At 59.7% G+C, this 25,097-nt stretch carries 19 protein-coding genes, 1 tRNA gene and 2 pseudogenes; 9 read left to right on the top strand and 13 right to left on the bottom strand.

The features are described from left to right. Positions 1–75 precede the first annotated feature (75 nt). Both ACR9Y2_RS09070 and ACR9Y2_RS09065 read right to left on the bottom strand, forming a co-directional pair. Positions 76–406 (bottom strand): annotated as a pseudogene (locus tag ACR9Y2_RS09070) (adenine-specific methyltransferase EcoRI family protein); the annotation flags it as partial. 391 nt (positions 407–797) lie between these two features. Then, a complete protein-coding gene (locus ACR9Y2_RS09065) occupies positions 798–2,090 on the bottom strand; it encodes a replication protein RepA (RefSeq protein WP_435040803.1) in 1,293 nt (430 codons plus the stop codon). On the opposite strand from ACR9Y2_RS09065, the gene ACR9Y2_RS09060 reads away from it, so the two are divergent. Both ACR9Y2_RS09060 and ACR9Y2_RS09055 read left to right on the top strand, forming a co-directional pair. Further along, a tRNA-OTHER gene (locus ACR9Y2_RS09060) sits at positions 2,078–2,152 on the top strand. The two genes, ACR9Y2_RS09065 and ACR9Y2_RS09060, sit on opposite strands and share 13 nt — an antisense overlap. Before the next feature lie 413 nt (positions 2,153–2,565). Continuing rightward, a complete protein-coding gene (locus tag ACR9Y2_RS09055; protein ID WP_435040801.1) occupies positions 2,566–2,808 on the top strand; it encodes a hypothetical protein in 243 nt (80 codons plus the stop codon). A 632-nt stretch (positions 2,809–3,440) separates the two neighbouring features. Here ACR9Y2_RS09055 and ACR9Y2_RS09050 read toward each other — a convergent pair. Then, a complete protein-coding gene (locus tag ACR9Y2_RS09050) occupies positions 3,441–3,776 on the bottom strand; it encodes a helix-turn-helix domain-containing protein (RefSeq protein WP_435040799.1) in 336 nt (111 codons plus the stop codon). A gap of 44 nt (positions 3,777–3,820) precedes the next feature. Next, positions 3,821–4,111 carry a sigma 54-interacting transcriptional regulator gene (locus ACR9Y2_RS09045; protein ID WP_435040798.1) on the bottom strand — a complete coding sequence of 97 codons (291 nt, stop codon included), beginning with the start codon at positions 4,109–4,111 and terminating at the stop codon, positions 3,821–3,823. Positions 4,112–4,141: 30 nt separating this feature from the next. On the opposite strand from ACR9Y2_RS09045, the pseudogene ACR9Y2_RS09040 reads away from it, so the two are divergent. Beyond that, positions 4,142–4,598, top strand: a pseudogene (locus tag ACR9Y2_RS09040) (efflux RND transporter permease subunit); the annotation flags it as partial. Positions 4,599–4,680: 82 nt separating this feature from the next. Here the strand turns inward: ACR9Y2_RS09040 and ACR9Y2_RS09035 are convergent. Next, positions 4,681–6,051 carry an NAD(P)-binding domain-containing protein gene (locus ACR9Y2_RS09035; RefSeq protein WP_435040797.1) on the bottom strand — a complete coding sequence of 457 codons (1,371 nt, stop codon included), beginning with the start codon at positions 6,049–6,051 and terminating at the stop codon, positions 4,681–4,683. A 268-nt stretch (positions 6,052–6,319) separates the two neighbouring features. Here ACR9Y2_RS09035 and ACR9Y2_RS09030 point away from each other — a divergent pair, with 268 nt between their 5' ends. Then, a complete protein-coding gene (locus ACR9Y2_RS09030; protein ID WP_435040796.1) occupies positions 6,320–6,754 on the top strand; it encodes a hypothetical protein in 435 nt (144 codons plus the stop codon). Between the two features lie 82 nt (positions 6,755–6,836). Here ACR9Y2_RS09030 and ACR9Y2_RS09025 read toward each other — a convergent pair whose 3' ends face one another. From ACR9Y2_RS09025 to ACR9Y2_RS09000, 6 genes are all read right to left on the bottom strand, one after another. Then, positions 6,837–7,379, bottom strand: a complete 543-nt coding sequence (locus tag ACR9Y2_RS09025) for a tetratricopeptide repeat protein (protein ID WP_435040795.1) — start codon at positions 7,377–7,379, stop codon at positions 6,837–6,839. A 354-nt stretch (positions 7,380–7,733) separates the two neighbouring features. Next, positions 7,734–8,657 carry a hypothetical protein gene (locus tag ACR9Y2_RS09020; RefSeq protein ID WP_435040794.1) on the bottom strand — a complete coding sequence of 308 codons (924 nt, stop codon included), beginning with the start codon at positions 8,655–8,657 and terminating at the stop codon, positions 7,734–7,736. Then, entirely contained in the window at positions 8,654–9,337 is a 684-nt protein-coding gene (locus ACR9Y2_RS09015) for a hypothetical protein (protein WP_435040793.1), read from the bottom strand. The genes ACR9Y2_RS09020 and ACR9Y2_RS09015 overlap by 4 nt, the downstream gene beginning before the upstream one ends. A gap of 95 nt (positions 9,338–9,432) precedes the next feature. Further along, on the bottom strand, positions 9,433–11,103 hold the full coding sequence (locus tag ACR9Y2_RS09010; protein WP_435040792.1) for a hypothetical protein: 1,671 nt from the start codon (positions 11,101–11,103) through the stop codon (positions 9,433–9,435). Positions 11,104–11,105: 2 nt separating this feature from the next. After that, positions 11,106–15,695: a hypothetical protein gene (locus ACR9Y2_RS09005; RefSeq protein WP_435040790.1), complete on the bottom strand. Its 4,590-nt coding sequence runs from the start codon at positions 15,693–15,695 to the stop codon at positions 11,106–11,108. Further along, positions 15,692–17,494, bottom strand: coding sequence for a cytochrome c3 family protein (locus ACR9Y2_RS09000; protein WP_435040789.1), 1,803 nt, complete (start codon positions 17,492–17,494; stop codon positions 15,692–15,694). The genes ACR9Y2_RS09005 and ACR9Y2_RS09000 overlap by 4 nt, the downstream gene beginning before the upstream one ends. Positions 17,495–18,038: 544 nt before the next feature. Here ACR9Y2_RS09000 and ACR9Y2_RS08995 point away from each other — a divergent pair. After that, on the top strand, positions 18,039–18,545 hold the full coding sequence (locus ACR9Y2_RS08995; protein WP_435040787.1) for a helix-turn-helix domain-containing protein: 507 nt from the start codon (positions 18,039–18,041) through the stop codon (positions 18,543–18,545). Further along, positions 18,545–19,162, top strand: a complete 618-nt coding sequence (locus ACR9Y2_RS08990; protein ID WP_435040786.1) for an IS630 family transposase — start codon at positions 18,545–18,547, stop codon at positions 19,160–19,162. The genes ACR9Y2_RS08995 and ACR9Y2_RS08990 overlap by 1 nt, the downstream gene beginning before the upstream one ends. Positions 19,163–19,988: 826 nt before the next feature. Here ACR9Y2_RS08990 and ACR9Y2_RS08985 read toward each other — a convergent pair. After that, a complete protein-coding gene (locus ACR9Y2_RS08985) occupies positions 19,989–20,654 on the bottom strand; it encodes a replication protein RepA (protein ID WP_435040784.1) in 666 nt (221 codons plus the stop codon). Positions 20,655–20,678: 24 nt separating this feature from the next. On the opposite strand from ACR9Y2_RS08985, the gene ACR9Y2_RS08980 reads away from it, so the two are divergent. From ACR9Y2_RS08980 to ACR9Y2_RS08970, 3 genes are all read left to right on the top strand, one after another. Beyond that, positions 20,679–20,957 carry a hypothetical protein gene (locus ACR9Y2_RS08980; protein WP_435040782.1) on the top strand — a complete coding sequence of 93 codons (279 nt, stop codon included), beginning with the start codon at positions 20,679–20,681 and terminating at the stop codon, positions 20,955–20,957. A gap of 799 nt (positions 20,958–21,756) precedes the next feature. Further along, positions 21,757–21,999: a hypothetical protein gene (locus ACR9Y2_RS08975; RefSeq protein ID WP_435040781.1), complete on the top strand. Its 243-nt coding sequence runs from the start codon at positions 21,757–21,759 to the stop codon at positions 21,997–21,999. Positions 22,000–22,722: 723 nt separating this feature from the next. Next, positions 22,723–23,820: a PDDEXK nuclease domain-containing protein gene (locus ACR9Y2_RS08970; protein WP_435040779.1), complete on the top strand. Its 1,098-nt coding sequence runs from the start codon at positions 22,723–22,725 to the stop codon at positions 23,818–23,820. 294 nt (positions 23,821–24,114) lie between these two features. Here ACR9Y2_RS08970 and ACR9Y2_RS08965 read toward each other — a convergent pair whose 3' ends face one another. After that, entirely contained in the window at positions 24,115–24,813 is a 699-nt protein-coding gene (locus ACR9Y2_RS08965) for a replication protein RepA (protein WP_435044841.1), read from the bottom strand. Positions 24,814–25,097 lie beyond the last annotated feature (284 nt).

Raw genomic sequence — 25,097 nt, 5'->3', positions numbered from 1 at the left:
ATTAAAAAAGAACCCCTGGCCGCCCCGCACTTTTGCAGGCCTGAGGCAGTATAACACCCTTCATGGAGGCGACTTGAACCAGCACGCGTTCCCCATACTGCGCCACTTCTGCCCGTGCTCGTCAACCCAGTACCGTGTCTCTCGTGCCTCGTAGTAGTCGGGTAACGCGGAACGCCATGTCCCCGCTCTTGTGGCCGAGCCGCATCTTGTTCTCCGTGATGAGATTGAAGATTTCTTTGTAGCTGACCGCGTTCTGGTTCCCGACGATCACGAACTTCTTTTCGTACTTGATGAGCTGATCGACGTACTCGCGGAAGAGCGAGAATGGCGGGTTCGTGACGACGATGTCTGCTTTCTTGAGGAGTGCGATGCTCTCCGGGCTTCGGAAGTCACCATCACCCTTGAGCGTCTTGATCCCGGTATCTTCAGGGTTCGGTACGACAGCGTTCTTGCCGCCCCCGTGTATTCAAGGCAGATCGCGTGTTCACAATCGTTCTGGCTGAACAAGTCCCGGTTCTGGTTCTTGTATCACTCATGCTTATCGGCCACGAGGACGCTTGACGTGAACACTGTTTGAACACTACTCGGAAGAGCGGGGTAGTTCGGAGTGAAAACTCTGTGCTCTGGTTCGCCAGAACGGGCCGACAAAAACGCTGATCGTCTTTGTTTTCACTCGAAAGCCATTTTGGAAAGCTGGCACTCAGGATCACGATCCGCGCGCTTCTGACCCAGTCTGTATCGGACCTCCACGTTTGGGTCTGGCCGACAAAAAGGCTGCCCGCGTTACACCAACTCTACTAACGGTGAAAGACGGCGAAAGCCCGGTCCACCAACAGACCAGTCCCTTCCTGATCGATACAAGCGGGGCAGGTTGGCCAGATCGCTCGAACGATTCCGAGCCAGCCCTCCAATTTCTCGCGGAACTTGCGCGGCCGTGCATATTCGGCGCTTCCGAGCTGGCTCACCAGTCCGAAGGGACCGAATAGTGGAATCCGCTCTTGCCCACGCGCCGTGAAGCAGCGGTAGGAGAGCCATGTGAACAGATCCAGAACCGCCGGGGAGGACGACATCGCATTGGCTGCCTCGAGATCGGTGGGAATCGGATGGTCAAGAATCTCGCGATAGAACTCATCGCTCAACAGGATCATGTTCTGGCAGTCGCCTGGCAGAAGCCGTTCCAGGCTGCTCCGGGAATACCAGATTCGTGCCTCAGACATGAAATTGAACCGAGCGCTGTGAATGACCGCCGTGCGCTCGAGCTGTGTGTCTGTTCCGAAGAAGATGGTGGCCCCAAAGATCCGCTGAAAGGATGCGACCAGCCGGCGGTACTGCGAGCCACCCTGCTGAAGCCCAAAGGCGTCCAACATCTCGGCGGCGCTACTGAATGTGATCCTTGGCGATCTCTGTCGAATCGCCACGGTAGCAAGGAAGATGGGGAGAAGGCGGTCTTGTCCCCAGGGCAAACCGTAGCTCGGATGACCGGTCACTTGGAGGACGAATTGCCCGTTTCGGCGCTCGTGAAGAAGGCAGCCCGGAGCAGGCCGCTTCAGAGGAAGGCCGCAAAGAACGAACGGCCGGGACGAGAATCCAACATTCTGGCGCGCGGCCTCTCGGTTGGTGCGGACCAACTCAATCGCCTCAACCTGGCGGAGCTTCTGCTTAGAGACGGCGACGCCCGGCAGTGTTTCTCGGAGCAGTGGACCGACCCGCTGCAGGCTCGGACATCCGGCACGAGTCGAGCCGTGAACGCGGTCGCAGAGTATTGATCGCGATGACACGGCTATTCGCTCCGCTCGATAGAAGGGAGGCCAGGCAGTCGCCGGCGAGACAAGTCCTTCGTGACTGGCATCTGCCAACCGTGGCCGTCGCCCTGACGCGCGCTCTCCCCCACATGGCAACCAAACGGCCGAAACCGCGTCTGATCGAGTTGCTTGAGGTGCAAGTCTGGTTCTCTTCGCATGACAGAGCGGCGTCCGGGTGTGTGCCAAGATGTGTGCTACAAACAGATCCTTCGGCCATCTGCAGGGAGCGGAAGCAGACGTCCCAAATCCACGTAACGCACAGAAAATAAACAATACGGTGGTGGGCATGGAATCCCGCCACATTGTTGGGGTGCAAGAGGTCCCGAGTTCAAATCTCGGCGGCCCGACCAAATACCTTATTTTCAGTTACTTAGAGAAATTCCACATTCCTCGAAGTACGCCTCAAACCACTTGCTCGCCTTGCAGGCGGTCCCCAGTAGCGAAAGGACTCCTAAGTCCCATGCCTGCAATCGGATCACTAACGCAGCCAGCCCTGACAGCCGAAAGCCCCGTGACTTGGCGTGCTGAAAACTCCAATTGGCACCGGACTGTGCAGAATCCTTACGGCTTGCTACTTTCGCCATCCCGTCCCGATTGTGAGCAGGTGCGGATCGCAAGCGGAGTCGATTCTCCTCTTGGTTAGTCGCAGTATGGCAAGGTACAACGGATCTGGGGCTTCGATCGTGGCATCACGAGCGAGGACGACCCGGCAGCGATCCGGAAGCGTGGCGGGCCATACCAGGTCGGTACGCCGCGCAGCCAGATGAAGCGGCTCGAAGCCGGCCTGCTCAAAGACGACTGGACTGCGTTGCGGCTCGATGAAGTGGAACTCAAGCAGATTGCGATTCCGGGCGGCGATGAGACTGATATTCTCTGCAGCATGCGCGAGCGCAAGGAGAAAGGGAAGGCCATCAGCAAGCGCTTCTCCACGCGTGTGGATGCGGCGCTGCGGAGTCTGGCCGCAACGATGGAGACCGACCGACTGAAGGGCCGAGGTAAGGCGTAACAGCGACTGGGATCGATATAGGCAACACATCCCCAAATCAGCAGTCTGTGCGATATGGGACTTCGCGAGAAGTCCTAGGGCATCCATCCTTATTGCATGATGAAGGAAGACCGTGAAGCCCGACGGACCTTGCGCGAAAGAGCCTACGCATTCCGCATCACCCTCCAGGCCGGTTCGGCCGAAGACTTGTGGACGAGGTGAATTCAACGGACCGAAATCGAATCCTCGTTCCGCGCCATGAAGATCTCGTTGTCCATACGCCGTCTGTCTCTTCAAAAACCGCCCACATCAAGGCCCACGCGATGATCGTGTCTGGACTCAGTGCTCTGGGTAACACTCAAGCATTTGCTTAGGCGCTGCGCTCCCGCTGTGACGCATCCCCCAATCGGCGGAGTCTTCAACTCACCGCCAATATCGCCGATGTGGCACAGTATGACCTCGGTAGTCGCGTCCGCTCACCTTGCCGCTCCAGACTAGATTAGGGCGCGGATCTGCCATTTCGGAAGACCTGGCCGCAGAAGTCTCCGGCATCTCAGTCGGCGATGTCCAGCATTCAGGGGGACGACATTGCATGAATCCTCAGGCGACTGCGAGTCTTGCCAGACAGTCGCTAAACGACTGCCCACAGGTAACTAATTCAACCGGCCATCTTTTCGCAGATCGTGTTTCTCCATGCGGTAGATCAGCGTTCTCCGGCTGATGTCGAGGTGCCGCGCAGCATGTGCTTGGCTCCAGTAACTGCGCTCCAAGGCGCGGAGTAGCAGTTCCCTCTCGACGCCCTCAAGGCTGGTTCCTTCGGGTGGCAACTCCAGAAGTATCGACCCGCGAGCCGGCTCCCCACGCCTCATGTTCTCGGCCAGATCCTCGACGCCGATCACCTCGCCCGTCGAGAGTACCAGCATGCGCTCGATCACGTTCTCCAATTCGCGCACGTTCCTGGGCCAGCGCCAGGCAGTGAGGTAGGGCATCAGCGCGGGATCCATGTGGAGTTGCGCTAGAGCGTGGCGCGTGCTCACACGAGCAAACACGTGCTGAGCCAAATCCGGGACGTCGTCCGGGCGTTCCCGCAGGGGCGGTAGGTCCAGCGCACCACTGAGAGCCCGCAGTAGAGATCCCCACCGAACGTACCGTCTTCCACCATCGCAGCCAAATTGCGATGCGTAGCCGCAATGACGCGCACGTCCACCGCCGCGCGGGTTGTGGAGCCAAGTTTCTCAGTTTCGCGCTGCTGCAACAAACGCAGCAGCTTCACCTGTACGTCCAGCGGCCGTTCGCCAATCTCATCGAGGAATAGCGTGCCCACATCGGCCATCTCCACCCTGCCAGGCTTGGCGCTCTGAGCTTCGCCGGGCTGATAGCCACCGTATTGCCCATTGCTTCCATAGGAGGTGTCTTTGCTCTTTACGCGAGCGGTGAGTACGTGTCGGTGCCCGTCTCTGTCGGCTTCATCGCCCGTGGGGCATTGCCGTGCTGAATGGCGTTGCGCTGGTCTCGTGCATCCGCAAGCCGCGCGAGAACGGCATGGAGCAGCACCCGGCCATGGTGGAAGGCACGAAGACCTGCTCTTGGCGGCGATGATGACCGCTGCGGTTGCCGCTCTGGGCCTGGTCGCGTGAGTATGTGCAACCGAGCCGGGTTCGGAAGTGTAGCGCCCGCTGGCCATCGTCGTCATCGGCGGCCTAATTACCTCAACGCTGCTTACGCTGGTGGTGGTGCCGACGCTCTATCAGTTCTTCGAGCCTCGCGAACTCACGAAGCCGGAGCCGGCGGGGCTGGATGGGCAGGCGTAATTGCGCTTCCAAAGGATCTGCTAAGGTGGTCGGCGACGGATTGGCAGCATACCCAGCACTGCCCCTGCGTTGTGCCACTCTGTCACTGGCGCTTCGCTGCCTTGGCTTCCTGCTGAGCTTCGAGGCTGGCCTCAAGCGTCACGTCCTTCACGCCAAACTGAAGCCCCAGCTTCTTCAGGAAATCGGTCGGAGGCGAGCCGCCAGCGAACACAAAGACGTAGTCGTTAGGGATCTCGCGCACCTCGCCTGCAACCTCGAGCAAGACCGCGTCCTGGTGAATCTCAGCTGGAAGGGAGTTGAACACGACGTTCACCTTGCCCTTACGGATGCAGTCCTCGATCCGCTGCGCATTGCGCTCCTTGATACGGGAAAAGGCCTCCTTGCGGTAGGACAGCGTAACCGAGTTTCCGGGCTGGTGCCCGAGCCCCATCGCTGCCTCGATCGCACTATCGCCCCCACCCACCACGAGGATATTCTTCTTGATGTAGTGATCCGCCTCCAACAGCCGGTACATCACCTTGGGAAGCTCTTCCCCTTTCACTCCGAGCTTCCTGGGAATTCCGGCTCGTCCGAGAGCCAGCACAACTGCCCTGGCCCGATGCTGTCCCTTTGAGGTGGCTACCGTGAACACTCCATCATCGCCCCGGCGCACGTCCTCGACCGACTCCCCCGTTCTGACCTTGAAATCGACGCGCCGCATGACGGTCTGCCAGAACTCGATCAGGGCCTCCTTCGTAAGCTCCAGCTTGTTGAATTTGCCGTAAATGGGAAACTCCACCGGGCTGGTCATCACGAGTTTCTGCCGCGGATATTTCGCCACCGTCCCGCCGATTTCATCCCGCTCCAATGTGACGTAGCTGAGTCGATTCTGAATGGCACGAAGCGACGCGCTAATGCCTGCCGGACCGGCGCCAACAATCACAACATCTATCACGTCGTCGTCCGCCCGCTGGCCGCCCCTTGCCGTCATCCGGGCCGTAATCGTGTCGATGCAGTCGCGGCCCTGGTTCACCGCGTTCTTAATGAGCGCCAGCCCGCCCAATTCACCAATGATGAAGATATTCTCGATACTGGTTTCATACTCCGGAGTGAGGTAGGGCATGTTGGCTTCCATGCTCGGGTTGGCCATCACCAGCGTGATCGCGCCCACGGGGCACACATCAGCACACAAGCCATGCCCGATGCATTTGTACCCGCTGACGATCACTGCCTTGCCGCCCAGCATGGCTAGCACGTCTCCCTCCGGGCAGACGGCAGTGCAGCTCTGGCACCCAATACAGTAGGTGGTATCGATCTTCGGATGTTGGGCCTTGGGCCCTTCCGAGTACAGCTTGCCCTTTTCGGCGGCCGCCCTTGCCCGCGCATCCCGAGTCTTAAGCCCCCGCAGGTATAACGCCACGGCGGGCACCAGGACGAGAGCGGCAATCAGAATCGTAAGTAGATTTTCTGACATTAACTGGCACAATCTGCAGCATCCAAACGCTGCCTGCCGGCGAAGTATCACCGCGGCGCTGGTGACGCCCTACTTAAATAATACCGCAGTGTCCTAATGGCGTAATTGCCGCTGTTTCTTATAGTTGCGCTATCTCCAGGTGGGCCTCGCCGTTTGGGCGGAGCTGGCGATGCGTGAATTCCGGAGTGCCGGGAGTGCCCTGAACTTTGCGGCCCGTCACTGTTCCGGTCGCCAGCAATGGTTGTCACAGGCAAGGTAGAGAGACGGAATGTGGCAGAAGATATGGAAACTGTTTCAGCGCGACGTGTCTGTCGTTGAGGCGGGCCCGACATCAAGCCGCCGTTCAATCCATCTGACACCGACGAGGTCGGGTCGCGGGTTGTCAGCTGCCGGCAAGGTGAAGACCTTCGAAGACGCCGGGTGGCGATATCTCCATCTCGCGGTTCGAATCGACCTTCACGACGGCACGCCTCTTGCTGTGTTGGTGAATCATGAGGCGGTAGGTTCCATCCTCGTTTCGGGGTGCGAGGCGGAATTGGAGATTGGGGTGAGCGAGAGTGAATCCGCACTTCACAGCCTCCTGGCGATGCGTGGCATCAAGACCGGAATGGTGGCCACGCTGGACGGAACTGCTGTGCTGACGGGAGCGTTCCCAACCTTGGCGCAGCGGGCGGCAGCAAATACGTGTGAAACCGCAAGTTGAGACATCACGGGAATTGCCAGGTTGATCCTACTCCGATAAGACTCAGACGCCGCCGCCGTTCAGCGGCTCATGCTCCACCTGCTCATCCATCGCCCAACTGTTTCGACGCGGCGGCAGATTTCTGTCCGCTCGCTGAGTCGGGTGCGACTTGGACTGCTTTCCGCCAATACTGTCGAGCCTTGGCGGCGTCTCCGGAGTTAGCATGGATGGCGCCCAGATTGTAGAGGGCGTCCACATGCTTGGGATCTTGAGCCAGGACCTTCTCCGTTTCGGCAATCGCGCAAGGCAGATCATCTAACTCGTAGCAGGCTCGTCCAAGTTCAAGTCGTGCCTCCAGGTGGTTCGGCTCCGTCATTAACAGTTCCTCCAGACGGCCGCGTGCCTCGGCGGGTTGACCCTGTTCGGTAGCGATCTCCGCCAGACGCAGCAGGACTGGGGCATGGCCGGGCATCTTGCGAAGTTGCTCCACAAGTGAGGCCTTTTCGTGTGCGGCATTCGGCGGCACGACCGGCTCGGCTTGCGTCTGGACTGCGGGCGGAGACTTCCTGTTCAGCCCGAACCAGAGCGCTCCCCCGAGCAAAACTGCAAGTGCCACGGCGGCCAGCGCGGCTTTGGAGCTGTTCATGCCGCCACCCTTTTCGCAATCTCCACGCGGTTCGGTACTGTGACACCTTTGGTCTGCGCCGTTTCTCTGGCCCGGATCCGACGGAAACCCGCGCTGCCATGCTCCGGAAAGCGCCGGTTTCGACACTCGTACTCACTCGCTGCGAACCTATCGTTGGCCTGCATTCGAACTCCAATCATCTCGATCATCGTCTCCCATGCGTTTGCTAAAGACTTCCCCTTGTTGACTCCGATGAACAGAGCGCAATGCCAAATCACCGCAACCCCGCTGGGTCGTTCGCCGGGGAGCCGGTCTTGAGACCGTGGGCGAATTGCGTTTGGTAACGGCGGGGAAAGCCTCCACGATCATCGCATCCTAAAAATAGCCCATCATCAGAACTGTGCCAATATGTGCCGCCACCAGGATGACGAATGAATAGCTGAACGGCCGGTGAACCACGTGCCAGAGATGGAGCACCTGGCCGGCGCGGTTGAGGAAGAGGATTTTCGACGTGAGCCACGACTGTGCGCGCGCAGTCGCCAGCACGTTCTCCAATTCCTCGTGGCTACTCCGACGCAGGCCGCCCAGCGTCGTCCAGAGTTCTCCGGGACTCAGCACTTTGCGTCGAGCACGCGCTATCCGCCATGGGCGGCTGAGATCCAGGCGCGCCATGGTGAAGATCGCCGACCACAGAGACATGGCAGCCACCTCCCGGGAAGACGGCATTTGCAGTAGCGCGTCCAACTCCGCTTTCCCAAACACATTTTGCGTGTGCAGCTCTGCGGCGAGTGCGTCGGCTTCCGTCTCAAGTTCCTGTAGCGATCGCTCGGCGGCACCGACGCTTCGCGGTATCTGGGCGTAGAGGTAACGTCCGACGAAGCCGCTGACCACAATGGCGATCATAATCCAGTACGCCACTCCTGCCAGTCCGTTCAGCTTCAGCGATGAATGGTATGTGACGATCACCGGCACGATTAGACCGAGCAGCACATGTATGTCGAGCCAGTTCCGTGTCTTACCAACGCGCTGCATCGGCTTCACCCGCTTCCGCAATGGGTAGAGATAGATTCCCGCAAACAAGACCAGAGAGGCCAGTCCTAATCGGATGCCTATGTATCCCGCGGGCCGCAGCGCGACATGCTGGGGATGGAACGGACGATCCGTCAGTGGCAACAAATAGTAGCCAGCCCCCTGCCAGCCCAGATAGATGGCCGTCACGATGGCGGCGCAGAGCACCGTAATCACAGCCACTTTGTGACCCGAGACACCGGTCGGTCGCACATGTCCAGCCGTACTCATTCCTTCGTGATCTCCTGCACTTTCTGCTCCGAGCTAACCTCGAAGCGTCGATAGGCGGAAAACTCGTGTTGATTGCGCCAGCGCTGATGCGCCGTCCGCGCCTCCACGATAGCCAACCGCGGTACCCACACCGTCACCGCTGCTGCCCCCGGCCCGTACTCCACCGTTGACGTCAGCGACTCCAGTCCGATATCGGCCAACGGTTCACGTAACTCCGTCTGAATCCGGCCGATCGCTCCGGTCTCTGGATGAACCCAAGCAGTGCCCCGCCACGCGATCGGGTACTCACGGCCTTTCACTTCCAGCACCGTCGGTGAAACGTGTCCCGGCAAATGTTCAAACCGGATACGGCGCCACACCACGCCGCCCGTCGTATCCGGCGCGATCTCCTGAAACTCGAAGCTGGGCTGGAAATGGGGATGAAACACGACTTGCATCACGGCAAACCCGGTTGTGGCGAGGAGCGCTTGCGGCGGTTCCTTTTGTGCTCGGCTCTTCTCAAGCCTTGACTCTTCGACGGTGAAACTGTCCCCCGCGGTTTCTAGCAAGATGAGGTAATCGAAAATGCTCTCCCGGCGGTTGGCGACCTTATCGCCCTGAGCGAACTTCACCTGCGTCAATTTCTCAGTGCAGGCGAGCGAGGGGAATAGCGTGGCGAACTCTTCAGCTTGCCGCGCCACCTTCTCCAACAGGACCGTCGGACGTTGCGCAACAGCCAAACCAGCGGCCAGCGTCGAAAATAGCAAGATGTTCCGAATGATAGGCTGTGTCCCCATTAGAATCGGTATCCCAGAGTGAAGAAGATCTGATCGTAGTTCTGAACTCCACCGCGATAGGAGAGCCACCCTCCGGTGAGGAAATAGTTCTGGCCCAGACTCCAGTCTGCCTGCCCGTTTATAAATCGCGAGCGTGTTTGCTGGGTGAGTGGCCCGGCGAAGTTCTGTTGGCCCACCTGCAACTCCAGGCGGATGTCATCGCGAATTTGCCGCATCAGGCTGATCGACTCATAGGACCCATTCCCGAACGTGCTGTTGAATCGCGTGTATCGGCCATCCACCCGAACTCCGATCCAAGGCAGGCGTGTCCAACCCAAGCTGTACATCTGGTTCAGCGAGGCCGTCGTGTCCGTATCCCGCTTGCTCCGGCCCCAGTTGGCGGAGAGCACCAGTCGGTCTATCGGTTGGGCGCGGAACCCACCGCTGAAGCCCTGAAACAGATACTTGTCCAGCAGGCCGGTACCGATCAGGGTCATGTCGAACGTCGGCAATCCCCGGAAGTAGTTCTGGTTCACGTCGAACGATAGTCGATTCGAGGGGTGGTAACGGAAAGTCAGAAAGCTCCGGCTCAACATCGGACCCGTCTCGCCATTCATATACCGGGGGTTCTTCTGGTCTGCCTCCATGCTGTGCATCACGCTAAATTTGGTGCCTGCAAAAATGGAGTTTTCGACAAAAAGAAACTGCCGCTCTGGTTTCCACCTCACTCGCGTGAGCGCGGCACCCACCGTGCCGGTCCAGCGGACCTTCTCGTAGGTGCCTTCCTCGAAGCTGGTGAACAGGCCCAACATCTGCCGTTTCGGATCATAGTTCCACTGCGTCGGATCCGGCGTCGAGCCCCCGAAGACTCCAACCGTGACGTGCGGAGTAATCCGTCGCGCGGCATACCCGCCGTCGATCGTGCTCAGACTGGACGCCCATGGGATCAACACCCGTCCGAACCCAAAGATGTACTTCGAGCGGGGATTGTTGTAGAACATGCCAATCGTGTAGGTGCGGTTGATCAGGTCGATCATAGTCTGCTGCTGAGTTCCGGATTGGCGCGTGTTCCAGCGGCCACGCCAGTAACCGGTGAGATTCCAATACGTGCCATCGATGCGTGTCCAATCCACACGCGCCGAAATCCCCTCCTGATGCGAACTCAGCCCGCCCGCGCTCCGGTCGTTGAGGACGTTCATCTCGAAGCCAATTCGGCCGCGGAGTCTGCCGACTTCCTTTGGTTGGGCCATCGGCACATGCTCCCTAACCTCCTCTTCCAGCGGGTCGCCGCTCGAGAAACTGATCACCTGAGCGTAACGCTGGCGGCGGCTGGCTGCTTCCAGTCGCTCAAACGCTTCGGCGTCCTTGCCCGAAAGTAGCGCTTCATCGCCGACCTGGGATTGCACGTCCTTCTCAGCATTCCTAACCTCAGCCAGCGCCGATTGCGTCGCGACAGAGACTACCAGAACGTCGGCGATCCGTTGCGTAGCCAGACGAGCGTCGCCCGGAGCGCGTCGTTCCAGTTTCAGCGTCATCCCCTCCGCCAGGCCATGGGCGCTGCCGCCGTCCAGATACACCATTCCCGGCACAACCTGCTTCACGACGAAGCTTCGGCGCGCCTGCCCGGGCGGCACAGACTGTCCGGTGACGAGGGCAGCCAGCAGCAGGGCCGTTATGAAGAGCCTGGTCATTTTTAGGACTTCCCCTGTGGGTGGCACTGGTAGCAGGACGGACTGGCGTAGATGTAGCCCTTCCGTCCGTTGTGCTTCTTGTCCATGTCGATCTTGTTGTGCTCGTGGCAGTCGATACAACTGAATACGGCGTAATTTGCAGGAGTGCGGTGACAGTCATTGCAGGTGGTCCACTTGCCGGCGTGCTTGCCGGTATAGATGGGGAACTTGTGTGTCACCTTCGCGCCCAACCATTGTGTTGTCGTGTGACAGGTCGCACATGTGGTGGGGAAACCCGCGGCGACGTGATTTGGATTCGTCACCGTCTCAAATGCCTTGCGGTGGCAGGTGTAGCAGTCGGTCGGCGTACCCGCATAACGTCCGCCAACATGGCAGAGTGCACAGGCAACAGTGGTGTGCTTACCCGTCAGCGGGAACTTCGTCGTGTTGTGATTGAACACGGCACCTTTCCATTGGGTGGTGGTGTGGCATACCGAGCAGTCCTTGGGGAATCCAGCCGTGACATGGTTCGGATTCGTGGTGCCGTTGTAGCTCGCCAGATGGCAACCGTCGCACGTCGCCGGTGTGCCTTTGTACACGTTGTTCTTGTGGCATGCCCCGCACTGCTGGCTGACGTGCTTGCCGGTGAGCGGGAACTTGGTCGAGGTCGTGTGATCGAACTTGGCGCCCTTCCACGTTGTCGTCGTGTGACAGACTGCGCAATCCTTCGGGAAGCCGGCTGTGACGTGGTTCGGATTCGTGCTGCTGTTGTAGTTCGCCAGGTGGCAGCCCTCGCAGGTCATCGGCGTGCCTTTGTAGACGCTATTCTTGTGGCACGCTGCGCACTGCACTGTCGTGTGGAAACCAGTCAGTGGGAACTTCGTGGCGGCTGTATGGTCGAACTTGGCACCCTTCCACGTCGTGGTCGTATGGCACACGGAGCAGTCCTTGGGGAAGGCGGCCGTCACGTGGTTCGGATTGGTTGTGGCATTGTAGTTCGTCAAGTGACAGCCCTCGCAGGTGGTCGGAGTGCCCTTGAATACACTGTTCTTGTGGCATGCCGCGCACTGCACAGTCGTGTGGGAGCCAGTCAGCGGGAACTTGGTGGCGGCCGTGTGGTCGAACTTGGCACCCTTCCACGTTGTGGTTGTATGGCATACGGTGCAGTCCTTGGGGAAGGCGGCCGCAACATGGTTCGGGTTGGTGGTGCCGTTGTAGTTCGTCAAGTGGCAGCCCTCGCAGGTTGTGGGCGTACCCTTAAAGACGTTGTTCTGATGGCAGGCAGCGCACTGCACGGTAGTGTGGAAGCCGGTCAGCGGGTACTTTGTGGCCGTGTTGTGGTCGAACTTGGCGCCCTTCCACTTGGTTGTGGTGTGGCACACGGTACAGTCCTTGGGGAAGGCAGCCGTTACGTGGTTCGGATTCGTCGTCTTGTTGTAGTCCGGCAGGTGGCAGCCCTCGCAAGTTGCGGGCGTACCTTTGTAGACGTTGTTCACGTGACACGCTGTGCACTGCACGGTAGCGTGGAAGCCAGTCAGCGCGAACTTCGTGGCAGCGTTGTGATCGAACTTGGCGCCCTTCCAAGTTGTGGTCGTATGGCACACGGCGCAGTCCTTCGGGAAGGCGCCTGCCACATGGTTCGGGTTCGTCGTCTTATTGAAGGCCGGCAGATGGCAGCCCTCGCAGGTAGCCGCCGTGCCCTTGTAGACGTTGTTCATGTGACAAGCCGCGCACTGCACCGTCGTGTGGAAGCCCGTCAGCGGGAACTTCGTGGCGGTATTGTGGTCGAACTTGGCGCCCTTCCAGGTGGTGGTGGTATGGCAGACGCCGCAGTCCTTCGGGAAGGCGCCTGCGACATGGTTCGGATTCGTCGTCTTGTTGAAGGCCGGCAGATGGCAGCCCTCGCACGTGGCCGCTGTGCCTTTGTAGACGTTGTTCACGTGACACGCGGCGCACTGCACCGTCGTGTGGAAGCCGGTCAGCGGGAACTTCGTGGCGGTATTGTGGTCGAACTTGGCGCCCTTCCAGGTGGTGGTGGTATGGCAGACGGCGCACTCCTTCGGGAATCCGGCCGTGACATGATTCGGATTCGTCGTCTTGTTGAAGGCCGGCAGATGGCAGCCCTCGCACGTAGCCGCGGTGCCCTTGTAGACGTTGCTCACGTGGCATGCGGCGCACTGCACCGTCGTGTGGAAGCCGGTCAGCGGGAACTTCGTGGCGGTATTGTGGTCGAACTTGGCGCCCTTCCAAGTCGTCGTCGTGTGGCACACGGCGCAGTCCTTCGGAAAGCCCGCCGTCACATGGTTGGGACTCGTTACTTTATTGAAGTCCGGCATGTGGCAACCCTCGCAGGCCAGCGGAGTTCCGCTGTACCGGCCGTTTACATGGCACGCGGCGCATTGTGTCTTGCCGTGCGCGCCGGTCAGGGGGAACTTCGTCTTGCCATGGTCGAAGACTGCGCCCTTCCACTGGACAGTGGTGTGACAGATGCTGCAATCCTTCGAGAATCCCGCCGAGACGTGATTAGGATTCGTCGCACCCGTGTATACCGCCAGATGGCAACCCTCACACGTGGCCTGGGTGCCCTTGAACACATTGTTCACGTGGCACTGGGCGCATTGCTGATTCACATGCGCACCGGTTAGAGGAAACTTGGTGGCTGAATTGTGGTCGAACTTCGCACCCTTCCACAGTGTGGTGGTGTGGCAAACCGTACAGTCCTTCGGGAAACCGCCAGTCACATGGTTCGGGTTGACGGTCTTGGTGAAGTCGGCCAGGTGGCATCCCTCGCAAGTCAGCACCGTGCCGGCGTATCTGCCGTTGACGTGACACAGCGCGCACTGTGTATTGGTGTGAGCGCCTGTCAGCGCAAACCGGGTCTTGGCGTGATCGAATTTCGCGCCCTTCCACTGCGCCGTAGTGTGACAGACGCTGCATTCCTTTGAAAATCCTGCCGCCACGTGATTGGGATTCGTTGTGCCTGTGTAGCTGGCCAGATGGCAGCCTTCGCAAGTCGCTTGAGTCCCCTTGTAGACGTTGTTCACGTGGCACTGCGCACACTGTTGGTTCGCATGCGCGCCGGTCAGAGGAAATGTGGTGGCGACATTGTGGTCGAACTTGGCACCCTTCCACTGCGTCGTGGTATGGCACACGGCGCAGTCCTTCGGGAATGCGGCGTTCACGTGATTGGGTGTTGTTGTCTTGTTGAACGCGTCCAGGTGGCAACCCTCGCAGGTCGCCGGCGTAGCGGTGAAGGTTCCATCAACATGGCACTGGGCGCACTGCGTATTGACGTGCGCACCGGTCAGGGCGAACTTCGTTCGCGTGGAGTGGTCAAACTGCGCGCCCTTCCATTGCGAGGTGGTATGGCAGATGGCGCAATCTTTCGGGAACCCGGCAGCAACGTGGCCCGGATTCACAGATTGGGTGTAGTTGATCAGGTGGCAGCTATCGCAGTTCTGCGGAGTGCCGGTGAATTGGCCATCGATATGACAACCGGCGCACTCAGCCTTATCGTGCGCACCCGTCAGACGGAACCGGCTCAAGTTGTGGTCGAACTTCGCACCTTTCCACTGGGTTGTCGTGTGGCACTGAGCGCAATCACGCGTAAAGCTCGATGCGGCGTGTCCTGGATTCGTCGTCTTGTTGAACGCCTCCAAGTGGCAACCCTCGCACGCTTGCGGCGTGCCGGCGAATCGTCCACCGACGTGGCAGGAATTGCACTGCACCTGGAAATGCGCGCCTGTTAGCGGGAACTTGGTCCGCACCGTATGATCAAACGCCGCCCCCTTCCACTGTGCCGTGGAATGGCACACCGCGCAGTCGCGCGGGAACCCGGCTTGTGCGTGGTTTGGAGTCTGAGTGGCGTTGAATTCCTTGATATGGCAGTTTACGCACTGTGTGGATGTACCTGCCCACTGGCCGTTAGTGTGGCACTCACGGCACGCCAGACGGGTGTGTGCGCCCTCGAGGGCAAAACCCGTGACCGCACCGTGATCGAACTTCGCGCCCGCCCAGGTATCCATGCTGTGGCACTGCTCACACTGCACCGGAATCCGCGAAGGGCCGTGCGGCGGGTTGGCTGACTTGGCGTAGTCCGCTGTGTGGCAAGCGACGCACTCGGTGCTCAAACCCTTGAACTGCCCGACGGCCGCATTCTTGTGGCAACTATCGCAGGCCGCCGCCGCGTGCGCCCCGATCAGTGGGAAACGGTTGTTGTGCTCGCGAGTCTGCTGCACGGCCACTCGCCAGCCCTTCACCGTATGACACTGCTGGCAATTGCCGCCGAACTGCCGGCGGTGTATGTCAGCGTGGCAGGACGAACACTCTTTGCTGACGTTTCTGAAGACCCGGCTCACGTGGCAAGCAGCGCACGGGACGCCCTCATGCATTCCCAGGAGCGGCCACTTGGTCTGTGAATTGTGGTCGAACTCCGGAATCGGCCGGATCGGCTTCCAGGCATTCGCCGTATGGCAACTCTCACAGGCCACCCTCAACGTGCCGTGCGGATTGGCCGTGCGGCGCGCAGGCGATGGTGTCTGGGCCGCAATCGCCGCCGACAACACAGCAGTGATAGCCAGCATCCGCGGAACCATGTTGCGCAGCCCTCTCATCGATGACACTCCTCGCATTTCTTCGGCGTCCCCCGGTAGGCAACGATCTTTCGTGTCCCCACGTCGCGGCGATTGTCGTGGCACATTCTGCACGGCACCAGCTCGTGTGCACCCGCCAATGAGAACGTGGAGTGCTTCTGATGGTCGAATCCCGTAGGGCGCCAGTTGGTCGTAGTGTGGCATCGTCCACAGTCCGGCTTACGCTCCGTCGCCGTTTGGAACTGACCCTCATGGACATCGGCATGGCACGCCCCGCACTGCTGCGTCGTGCCCCGGAACGTGATCAGCGTCTTGCCGCCGGGTATCTCCGGCTTGTGACATGCCGTGCAGGCAGCGCCCCGGTGCTTTCCGGTGAGCGGAAACCCTGTCGTGCTGTGGTCGAACGGCCCTGTCTCCTTCCATCGCCGGGTGGTGTGGCAAGACTCACAGGCCCCGAACTTCTCTGCCAATGCCCCGTGGAGGCTCTCATGGCACTCCACGCATCGCAGCGTCGCGAAACGGAACTTCGTCTCTTCCGGGTTCGCCGCGCGCCTATGGCAGTCCGCGCACGCCACGGCGATGTGCGCCCCGGTCAGCGGCATCCTGGATTTCAAATGGTCAGCGGGCGTGAAGCGTGTCTGTTTCCAGGCCGCCTCCGAGTGGCATCCCTCACAGCGATTCTCATGTGGCGCCGCAGCAAATTGACCGCGGTGGCGATCCTTGTGACAGCTGCGGCAGGACGCAAACTCAGGATGATAGTTGGTGGCCGCCCCTGTCCCTTTGTGGCACTCAGCGCAGGCGACCTTCGTATGCAGTCCAAGCAGCGGATAGCGCGTCGATGCATGCTCCTTCACCGTGAACTTGGCCGGCTTCCAACCCGAATCCGTGTGGCAGGCTCCACACTCCCCTTTATCCCGCGCGGCGAACTGTCCATTGTGCCGGTCCTGGTGGCATTCCAGGCACCTTGCATGGGCGATCGGAGCCTTGAAATTCTCGGTCTTATGACATTTCTTGCAGGTCACGGCCGAATGCTTACCACTCAGCGGAAACTCGGTCTTGCCATGGTCGAAGCTGCCCTCCGCCAGCCGTGCCGATTTCCAACCGTTCGTGGAATGGCACTTCTGGCAGTCCCCGGCGAACGACCCGCCGTGCGGGTCCTTGTGGCACGACTTGCAGCTTTCGAAAAACCCGAAGTTCTTATACTGAACATGCCCGCTTTGAGGAGGCATACGGCGGTGGCATTGCGCGCAAGCCACCTTTTCATGCAGACCAGTCAATGGGTATCTGGACTTGTCGTGCGAAAACAGGGGCGGCGTCTTCCACGTCTCAAGACTGTGGCAGCGGCCACAGTTCGGCCCCAGGTCACCATGATGCTCATCCACATGGCAATTTGTACACTTTGGTGAAAGTCCCAGGTAAGTCTTACCGAGGTCGGAGCGCTTCATGCCTGCCCGGTCCTCAGCCGTGATCTTCGAAGCGTTGTGGCATTTTTCGCAAGCCAGCGGGGCGTGTTTGCCCTCGAGTGCCCATCCTGCTTCCCTGTGGTCAAAACGGGCCTTTGGCGTGCGCCACCGCACGAGCAGGTGTTGCCGGCCGTTGTGTTCACCGTGACAACGCGCGCAATCCTGGCCGGCCTGAGGCCCCGTTCCCTTTACGACCCGCGCATGGTAGCCTCGCTTTTCTGCAAGGCGCCGCCGGATTTCCTCATGGCAATCGAGACACTTCAGTTGCGCCGAACCGGTACCGAAGGCGTGACAGGATACACATTTCAGGGGGCTGTCCAAAGACTCGTGCGCACGCGACAAGTCGCCTGGTGACATCTGAGCGGAAACCGTCTCCCCCAGAAGGGCCACTAGTCCCAAAACTCTCCACGCTCCTCCGAAACGCAACATCCTGAGAAAGATCCTCGAACTTATCTACCGGTTGACCTATTGGTTTGTTTAGGTGTCCGAAGACGATTAGCAATTCAATGGCCACAAAACGGATTGCCGCCGCCATGACTCCTGAACATCCGACCGTTTGCATTAGCGGATCCACTTAACCCGCAAGCTGCTGGGGGGCAGTCGGCGATGTACTGGTGCTGATTTCGTATCGCCTGGCCTCCGGGTCATACGCGACCGGAACAAAGTCGTTGATGGCCAGAGTGGGCGGGATTTGCAGGGCCAGAACCGGGACTTTGTATCGCTGCCCCGCCACCACTCTAGCCGGATCGGCCTCTATCTCCCCTAGTTGTCTTCGCACTTCACCTTTGTGCGAACTTCGCCGATTCGGAATCGACCTCCTTGGTCCGCTGATCAGCGCCTGATCTAAACTAAGCGTCATAAGTCTTTGCGCATATACCAAAAAACGTGATTTCATGTTTGTATGAGGCCACTGACGATCACCGATGCGCCCATGGTGGTTTTGGCATTGCAGGACGAGATCCGCCGGACGGATGAGTCCCGTTACGATCACCGTCTGCATGCTGTCTTGCTTGTTGCGCAGGGCATGACCTGTCGGCAAGCAGCCGCGGTACTTGGGGACGCCCCACCCACTTTGGAGTATTGGGTTCGGGACTTTGAACGCGCCGGTCTGGCTGGGCTTCAGGAGGGCACCCGCTCGGGACGGCCGCGACGCTTGACGGAGGAGCACCTCAAGATCATCGGACAGGGATTGCGGAAACCACCCGAAGAGGCGGGATTGACTGCCAATCATTGGGACGGCAAGGCGTTGTGTGCCTATCTGCATCGGGAGTTTTGCGTCGATTTGGGTGTTCGGCAATGCCAGCGGCTGTTCAAGTCTTTGGGCTTCCGTCTGCGGAAGCCGCGGCCCCAGATCGCCCACGGCAATGCCGAATTGCAGACTGCGCATAAAGAAAACTCCAAGCTCTGATGGCCGATCCCACAGTGGAGGTCTGGGCTTTGGACGAGGTTCACTTCCAGCAGCATGGCTCCCGTTGCCGGATGTGGGTTCCACCCGAGGTGCGCGATCCGGTTTCGCTGCATCATCCAACACGAAAACAAGTGGGCTACTTCGGAGCCGTCCGGCTGTCCGATGCCCGATTCCATTACCAAAGGGAGCCAGGCCGCTTCAACGCCAAGACATGTTGGTGCTTCTTAAAGTCTCTCCGGCGGGCATGCAAGAACAGCAAGAAGAGGGTGGTTGTCCTCTCAGACAACGCCAAGTTCCATCACGCTCTGCTTTACAAACCCTGGCGAGAAAAGCTGGCGCCACGCTTCGCGCTCAACTTCCTGCCGCCCTATAGCCCGGAGTTGAACCCAATCGAACGGGTCTGGAAACTGACTCGACGGAGTTGCCTGCACAACCGCTACTCCGGCCAGTTGTCCGAACTGATCGAGGATGTCGAAAGCCAGTTCAACCAGTGGCACAAAGGGAACACCACGCTACGCCGGCTATGCGCAAAGATTCAGGACGCTACGTTTAGATCCCGAATACTATTTCGTGGTCAAGAACGCCGCCAACCTCGCCTTGGTCGTACCCACCGATAGCGGAGGTGCTGCATACATTAATGTCGAGGGCCAATTCAAGCTCGCCGGCGCTATTCTCGCCCAGGTCGCAGCCGAACCCCGCAGGGCACTGTGCATTGCCTTGAGTTCTCTTGCCGCGTGGATCGAGGCCGAAACGGCCGAGGAGTAACCGTGAGCATCCCAAATTGGTTGCACCGTGGCCGGACTGACGCTTTACGGCGCAGCCATTGTCCGCACGCTCCACTGCGTTGCGGCGGCCGGATGGCTCTGCGGCGTGGCATCTGCGATCTGCGACACCTTCTCAGCCGAGACTACAGCCTTACGTTCGCGCCCGGGTTCGTCTTCGTTGAGCGCTAACGGACGGCCGCTGAGGAAAGGCTGCCTCCATAGGATGACCGCCGCTCGATTGGTCCTTAGTCCGTAGGCAATCCGCCGGTTCGGTTGCCCGCTAGCGGCCACGGAGAACGACCTTCTGCGGCGTGTCGCGCGTGTAGATCAAAGCACCACTGTAAAGTGTGCTGTGAGACCATACACTAGCGAAATAGGCATGGCCCCGCCTCAGCGCCAGTCCGTCAGAATCTACCAGCATCGCGCTACGACCAAGGCCAGGCCGTTTCGCGGGCGCCTTAGTGGCATTGCAGGTCAGTGGAGGACACTGACATTCAGCTTGGCCCACGCAGGTAAGTTGTTGATAATATGGAGCGGGAGATGGGATTCGAACCCACGGCGTCCAGCATGGGAAGCCGGCACTCAGGATCACAATCCGCGCGCTGGTGCCTCAGTTTGTAACGGACCTCTGCGCTGGAGTCCGGCCGACAAGAAGGCTGCCCGCGTCACCCCAACTCTGCTAACGGTGAACGACGGCGACGGCCCGGTCCACCAACAGACCAGTCCCTTCCTGATCGATACAAGCGGGGCAGGTTGGCCAGATCGCTCGAACGATCCTGAGCCAGCGCTCCAACTTCTCGCGGAACTTGCGCGGCCGTGCATATTCGGCGCTTCCGAGTTGGCTCACCAGGCCAAATGGGCCGAATGGCGGAATCCGCTCTTGCCCGCGCGCCGTGAAGCAGCGGTAGGAGAGCCACGTGAACAGATCCAGAACCGCCGGGGAGGATGACAGCGCTTTGGCTGCTTCCAAATCGGTGGGAATCGGATGGTCAAGAATCTCGCGATAGAACTCATCGCTCAACAGGATCATGTTCTGGCGGTCGCCTGGCAGAAGCCGTTCCAGGCTGCTCCGGGAATACCAGATTCGTGCCTCGGACATGAAATTGAACCGAGCGCTGTGAACGACCGCCGTGCGCTCGAGCTGTGTGTCTGTTCCGAAGAAGAAGGTGGCCCCGAAGATCCGCTGAAAGGATGCGACCAGCCGGCGGTACTGAGAGCCACCCTGCTGAAACCCGAAGGCGTCCAGCATCTCGGCGGCGCTGCTGAATATGATCCTCGGAGATTTCTGCCGAATCGCCACCGTAGCCAGGAGGATGGGGAGTAGGCGGTCTTGTCCCCAGGGCAACCCGTAACTGGGATGCCCGGTTACTTGAAGAATGAATTGCCCGTTTCGGCGCTCGTGAAGAAGGCAGCCCGAAGCAGGTCGCTTCAGGGGAAGGCCGCACAGGACGAAGGGTCGGGAGGAGAATCCGACATTCTGGCGCGCGGCTTCTCGGTTGGTGCGGACCAACTCAATCGCCTCAACCTGGCGGAGCTTCTGCTTAGAGACGGCGACGCCCGGCAGTGTGTCTCGAAGCAGTGGACCGACCCGCTGCAGGCTCCGACATCCAGTACAACTCGAGCCATGAGCGCGGTCGCCGAGCATTAATCGCGATGACACGACTACACGCTCCGCTCGTGTGAGAAGGAGCCAGGCAGTCGCGGGCGAGACCAATCCTTCGTGACGGGCTTGTGCCAACCATGCCCGTCGCCCTGACGCGCGCTCTCCCCCATATGGCAACCGAACGGCCGAAACCGCGTCTGATCGAGTTGCTTGAGGTGCAAGTCTGGTTCTCTTCGCATGACAGAGCGGCGTCCGGGTGTGTGCCAAGATGTGTGCTACAAACAGATCCTTCGGCCATCTGCAGGGAGCGGAAGCAGACGCCCCAAATCCACGTAACGCACAGAAAATAAACAATACGGTGGTGGGCATGGAATCCCGCCACCTTGTTGCGGCGCAAGAGGTCCCGAGTTCAAATCTCGGCGGCCCGACCAAATACCTTATTTTCAGTTACTTAGATAAATTCCACATTCCTCGAAGTACGCCTCAAACCACTTGCTCGCCTTGCAGGCGGTCCCTAGTAGCGAAAGGACTCCTAAGTCCCATGCCTGCAATCGGATCACTAACGCAGCCAGCCCTGACAGCCGAAAGCCCCGTGACTTGGCGTGCTGAAAACTCCAATTGGCACCGGACTGTGCAGAATCCTTACGGCTTGCTACTTTCGCCATCCCGTCCCGATTGTGAGCAGGTGCGGATCGCAAGCGGAGTCGATTCTCCTCTTGGTTAGTCGCAGTATGGCAAGGTACAACGGATCTGGGGCTTCGATCGTGGCATCACGAGCGAGGACGACCCGGCAGCGATCCGGAAGCGTGGCGGGCCATACCAGGTCGGTACGCCGCGCAGCCAGATGAAGCGGCTCGAAGCCGGCCTGCTCAAAGACGACTGGACTGCGTTGCGGCTCGATGAAGTGGAACTCAAGCAGATTGCGATTCCGGGCGGCGATGAGACTGATATTCTCTGCAGCATGCGCGAGCGCAAGGAGAAAGGGAAGGCCATCAGCAAGCGCTTCTCCACGCGTGTGGATGCGGCGCTGCGGAGTCTGGCCCCAACGATTGAGACCGACCGACTGAAGGACCGGAGTATGGCGTAACAGCGACTGGGATCGATATAGGCAACACATCCCCAAATCAGCAGTCTGTGCGATGTGGGACTTCGCAAGAAGTCCTTGGGCATCGATCCTTTTTGCATGATGTAGGAAGACCGTGAAGCCCGACGGACCTTGCGCGAATGGGCCTACATGCTCCGCATCAACTTCCAGGCCGGTTCGGCCGAAGACTCGTGGACGAGGTAAATTCGACTGACCGAAACCGAATCCCCGTTTTGCGCCATGAAGAGCGCGTTGTCCATACGCCAGCTGTCTCATCAGAAACCGCCCACATCAAAGCCCACGCGATGGTCGTGTCTGGACTCTGTGCTCTGGGTGACGCTCAAGCATCTGCTCAGGCGCTACGCCCCCATCGAGACACATCCCCCAATCGGCGGAGTCTTCAACGCGCCGCCAATGTCGCCGATGAGGGCATTCCCACTGCTGCCTACGCTCCGCGGCGCCGATATTGTTTCGCCCACCACCGACGGCGGGGGAATCACTCGTGCCGCATCACCGAGCCCTTAGCCGATCAGAAGGGACTCCTCTTCCAGCCCAGACTCAGCCTCCCGGAAGGTTTTCGGCTCAATCGCCGATGTGATGGAGACTCTGCAGCAGACCGAACGGAGCCGGAACCTCTAAGTCCATTCTCCGGCCGTATCGTGACGAACCCGGGCTAACGACCATGCGGACGAACTGCGCCGCGGAAACTGGTTAACCTGAAAGACAGTGACGAAACAACCGGGAGTCGCGAAAACCGGCGCATACCAGCCCCTGTTCGATGGGATTGTCGCGTTGCTGGAAGAGTCCCGGCGCGCGGCGGGGCGAGCCGTCAACTCAATCATCACCTCGGCCTATTGGGAGATAGGTCGACGCATCGTCGAGGAAGAACAATCCGGGCAACGCAAGGCGAACTACGGCGATCAACTGGTCGAGCAGTTGGCCTTGGACCTCACGGCCAGATTCGGAAAGGGTTTTTCCAGAACCAACGTATTTCAAATGCGTCAGTTCTACCTCTCCTTCCAGGAGATTGTCCAGACACCGTCTGAACAATCTTCGGCGCTCACAACTGTCCAGACGGCGTCTGGACAATTGCCGTTGTTTCCGCTTTCCTGGTCCCACTATGTCCGGTTGCTCTCCGTCCAGGATCTATCGGCCAGAAGTTTCTACGAGAAGCAAGCTTTGAGCTCCGGATGGTCCGTTCGCCAGTTGGACCGCCAGATCGCTTCTCAATTCTACGAGCGTTCGAAAGCCGCGCGGCGGAATCTCGTAGCACGGAGGCAGCCGGGCGATGACCTCACACCCGACGAACACATCCGGGACCCTTTCGTCCTAGAGTTTCTCGGCCTGAAAGACGAATACTCCGAACACGAACTCGAGGAGGCATTGATCCAGCACCTCGAGCATTTCCTGTTGGAACTCGGAGACGACTTCGCCTTCATGGCCCGTCAGAAGCGACTGCGGGTTGGCGATGAATGGTACCGAGTGGACTTGCTCTTTTTCCATCGTCGGCTGCGCAGCCTGATCCTCATCGATCTGAAACTCGGCCGCTTCTCTCACGCGGACGCCGGCCAGATGAATCTCTATCTGAACTATGCCCGCGAGCACTGGATCCTGCCCGACGAGAACCCGCCTATTGGCTTGGTGCTCTGTTCGGAACGGAACGAGGCGGTGGCGCACTATGCACTCGGAAACCTGAACAACCAGGTGTTAGCCCGGGAGTATAAGTTGAGCCTGCCAGAGGAGGGAGTCCTGGTGAGAGAAATCTCGGACACCCGCCGTGCACTGCAGCTTCGAGCGCAATTCAAGCCAACTGTCGACGCATAGGCTCTGTGCGACAGGGGCGGCGGGGTTCGCGGCAATTCCTCAGTTCGCTGGTGCTTGCCTCAGGATCTCGTATTCGGCTGGCCGGGGCTCGTCACGGGAACGCCTCTGCTCCAGATGGGGCGTGGTCAATCGGGCTCAGTACGACGCAGTTGCGAGCACTTCTACGATTGGCATCGGCGCGTCTGGTAGACCGGTCTGCAACGATCTCTAGCGCATGTATCGGGCAGCGCACCAAGGATCTCGCCATCAGCGACGCCGATTGGCCCGAACTGCCGACACGTGAACATGGCCCCATCAAGATTGAACGACGGCGAAGGCCCGGTCGACCAGCAAACAAGTCCCTTCTTTGTCGATACAAGCCGGGCAGGTTGGCCAAATCGCTCGAACAATCCCGAGCCAGCCCTCCAACTTCTCGCGGAACTTGCGCGGACGTGCGTATTCGGCACTTCCGAGCTGACTCACCAAGCCAAAGGGACCGAATAGCGGAATCCGCTCTTGCCCACGCGCCGTGAAGCAGCGGTAGGAGAGCCATGTAAGCAGATCCAGAACAGCCGGGGAGCACGAAAGGGCTCTGGCAGCTTCGAGATCGGTGGGAATCGGATGGTCAAGAATCTCGCGATAGAACTCATCGCTCAACAGGATCATGTTCTGGCAGTCGCCTGGCAGAAGCCGTTCCAGGCTGCTGCGGGAATACCAGATTGTAGCTTCGGACATGAAATTGAACCGAGCGCTGTGAATGACCGCCGTGCGCTCGAGTTGTGTGTCTGTTCCGAAGAAGATGGTCGCCCCGAAGATTCGCTGAAAAGATGCGACCAGCCGGCGGTACTGAGAACCACCCTGCTGAAGTCCGAAGGTGCCCAGCATCTCGGCGGCGCTGCTGAATGTAACCCGCGGCGATCCCTGTCGAATTGCTACGGTAGCCAGGAAGATGGTGAGAAGGCGATCTTGCCCCCGAGGTAGCCCGTAGCTGGGATGCCCGGTCACTTGGAGCACGAATTGCCCGTTTCGGCGCTCGTGAAGAAGGCATCCGGGAGCAGGTCGCTTCAGCGGAAGACCGCACAGAACGAACGGCCGGGACGAGAATCCAACACTCTGGCGCGCCGCTTCGCGGTTGCTGCGGACCAACTCAATCGCCTCAACCTGGCGGAGCTTCTGCTTCGAGATGGCGACGCCCGGCAGTGTCTTTCGAAGCAGTGGACCGACCCGCTGCAGGCTCCGACATCCAGTACAACTCGAGCCATGAGCGCGGTCGCCGAGTATTGATCGCGATGACACGG

It is taken from the genome of Paludibaculum fermentans (genome assembly GCF_051172195.1).
Taxonomy (GTDB): domain Bacteria; phylum Acidobacteriota; class Terriglobia; order Bryobacterales; family Bryobacteraceae; genus Paludibaculum; species Paludibaculum fermentans_A.
The sequence above is the reverse complement of the archived record's forward strand: the minus strand, read 5'-3'. Positions and strand labels throughout refer to the sequence as shown.

Bases quoted from the DNA above. Each gene is read 5' to 3' on its own strand.
- ACR9Y2_RS09000 (WP_435040789.1), bottom strand. From the start codon at position 17,494: ATGTCACCAGGCGACTTGTCGCGTGCGCACGAGTCTTTGGACAGCCCC.
- ACR9Y2_RS09065 (WP_435040803.1), bottom strand. From the start codon at position 2,090: ATGCCCACCACCGTATTGTTTATTTTCTGTGCGTTACGTGGATTTGGG.
- ACR9Y2_RS09005 (WP_435040790.1), bottom strand. From the start codon at position 15,695: ATGAGAGGGCTGCGCAACATGGTTCCGCGGATGCTGGCTATCACTGCT.
- ACR9Y2_RS09035 (WP_435040797.1), bottom strand. From the start codon at position 6,051: ATGTCAGAAAATCTACTTACGATTCTGATTGCCGCTCTCGTCCTGGTG.
- ACR9Y2_RS09030 (WP_435040796.1), top strand. From the start codon at position 6,320: ATGTGGCAGAAGATATGGAAACTGTTTCAGCGCGACGTGTCTGTCGTT.
- ACR9Y2_RS09055 (WP_435040801.1), top strand. From the start codon at position 2,566: ATGAAGCGGCTCGAAGCCGGCCTGCTCAAAGACGACTGGACTGCGTTG.
- ACR9Y2_RS09050 (WP_435040799.1), bottom strand. From the start codon at position 3,776: ATGCCCTACCTCACTGCCTGGCGCTGGCCCAGGAACGTGCGCGAATTG.
- ACR9Y2_RS09010 (WP_435040792.1), bottom strand. From the start codon at position 11,103: ATGACCAGGCTCTTCATAACGGCCCTGCTGCTGGCTGCCCTCGTCACC.
- ACR9Y2_RS08990 (WP_435040786.1), top strand. From the start codon at position 18,545: ATGGCCGATCCCACAGTGGAGGTCTGGGCTTTGGACGAGGTTCACTTC.
- ACR9Y2_RS08995 (WP_435040787.1), top strand. From the start codon at position 18,039: ATGAGGCCACTGACGATCACCGATGCGCCCATGGTGGTTTTGGCATTG.
- ACR9Y2_RS08975 (WP_435040781.1), top strand. From the start codon at position 21,757: ATGAAGCGGCTCGAAGCCGGCCTGCTCAAAGACGACTGGACTGCGTTG.
- ACR9Y2_RS09025 (WP_435040795.1), bottom strand. From the start codon at position 7,379: ATGAACAGCTCCAAAGCCGCGCTGGCCGCCGTGGCACTTGCAGTTTTG.
- ACR9Y2_RS09020 (WP_435040794.1), bottom strand. From the start codon at position 8,657: ATGAGTACGGCTGGACATGTGCGACCGACCGGTGTCTCGGGTCACAAA.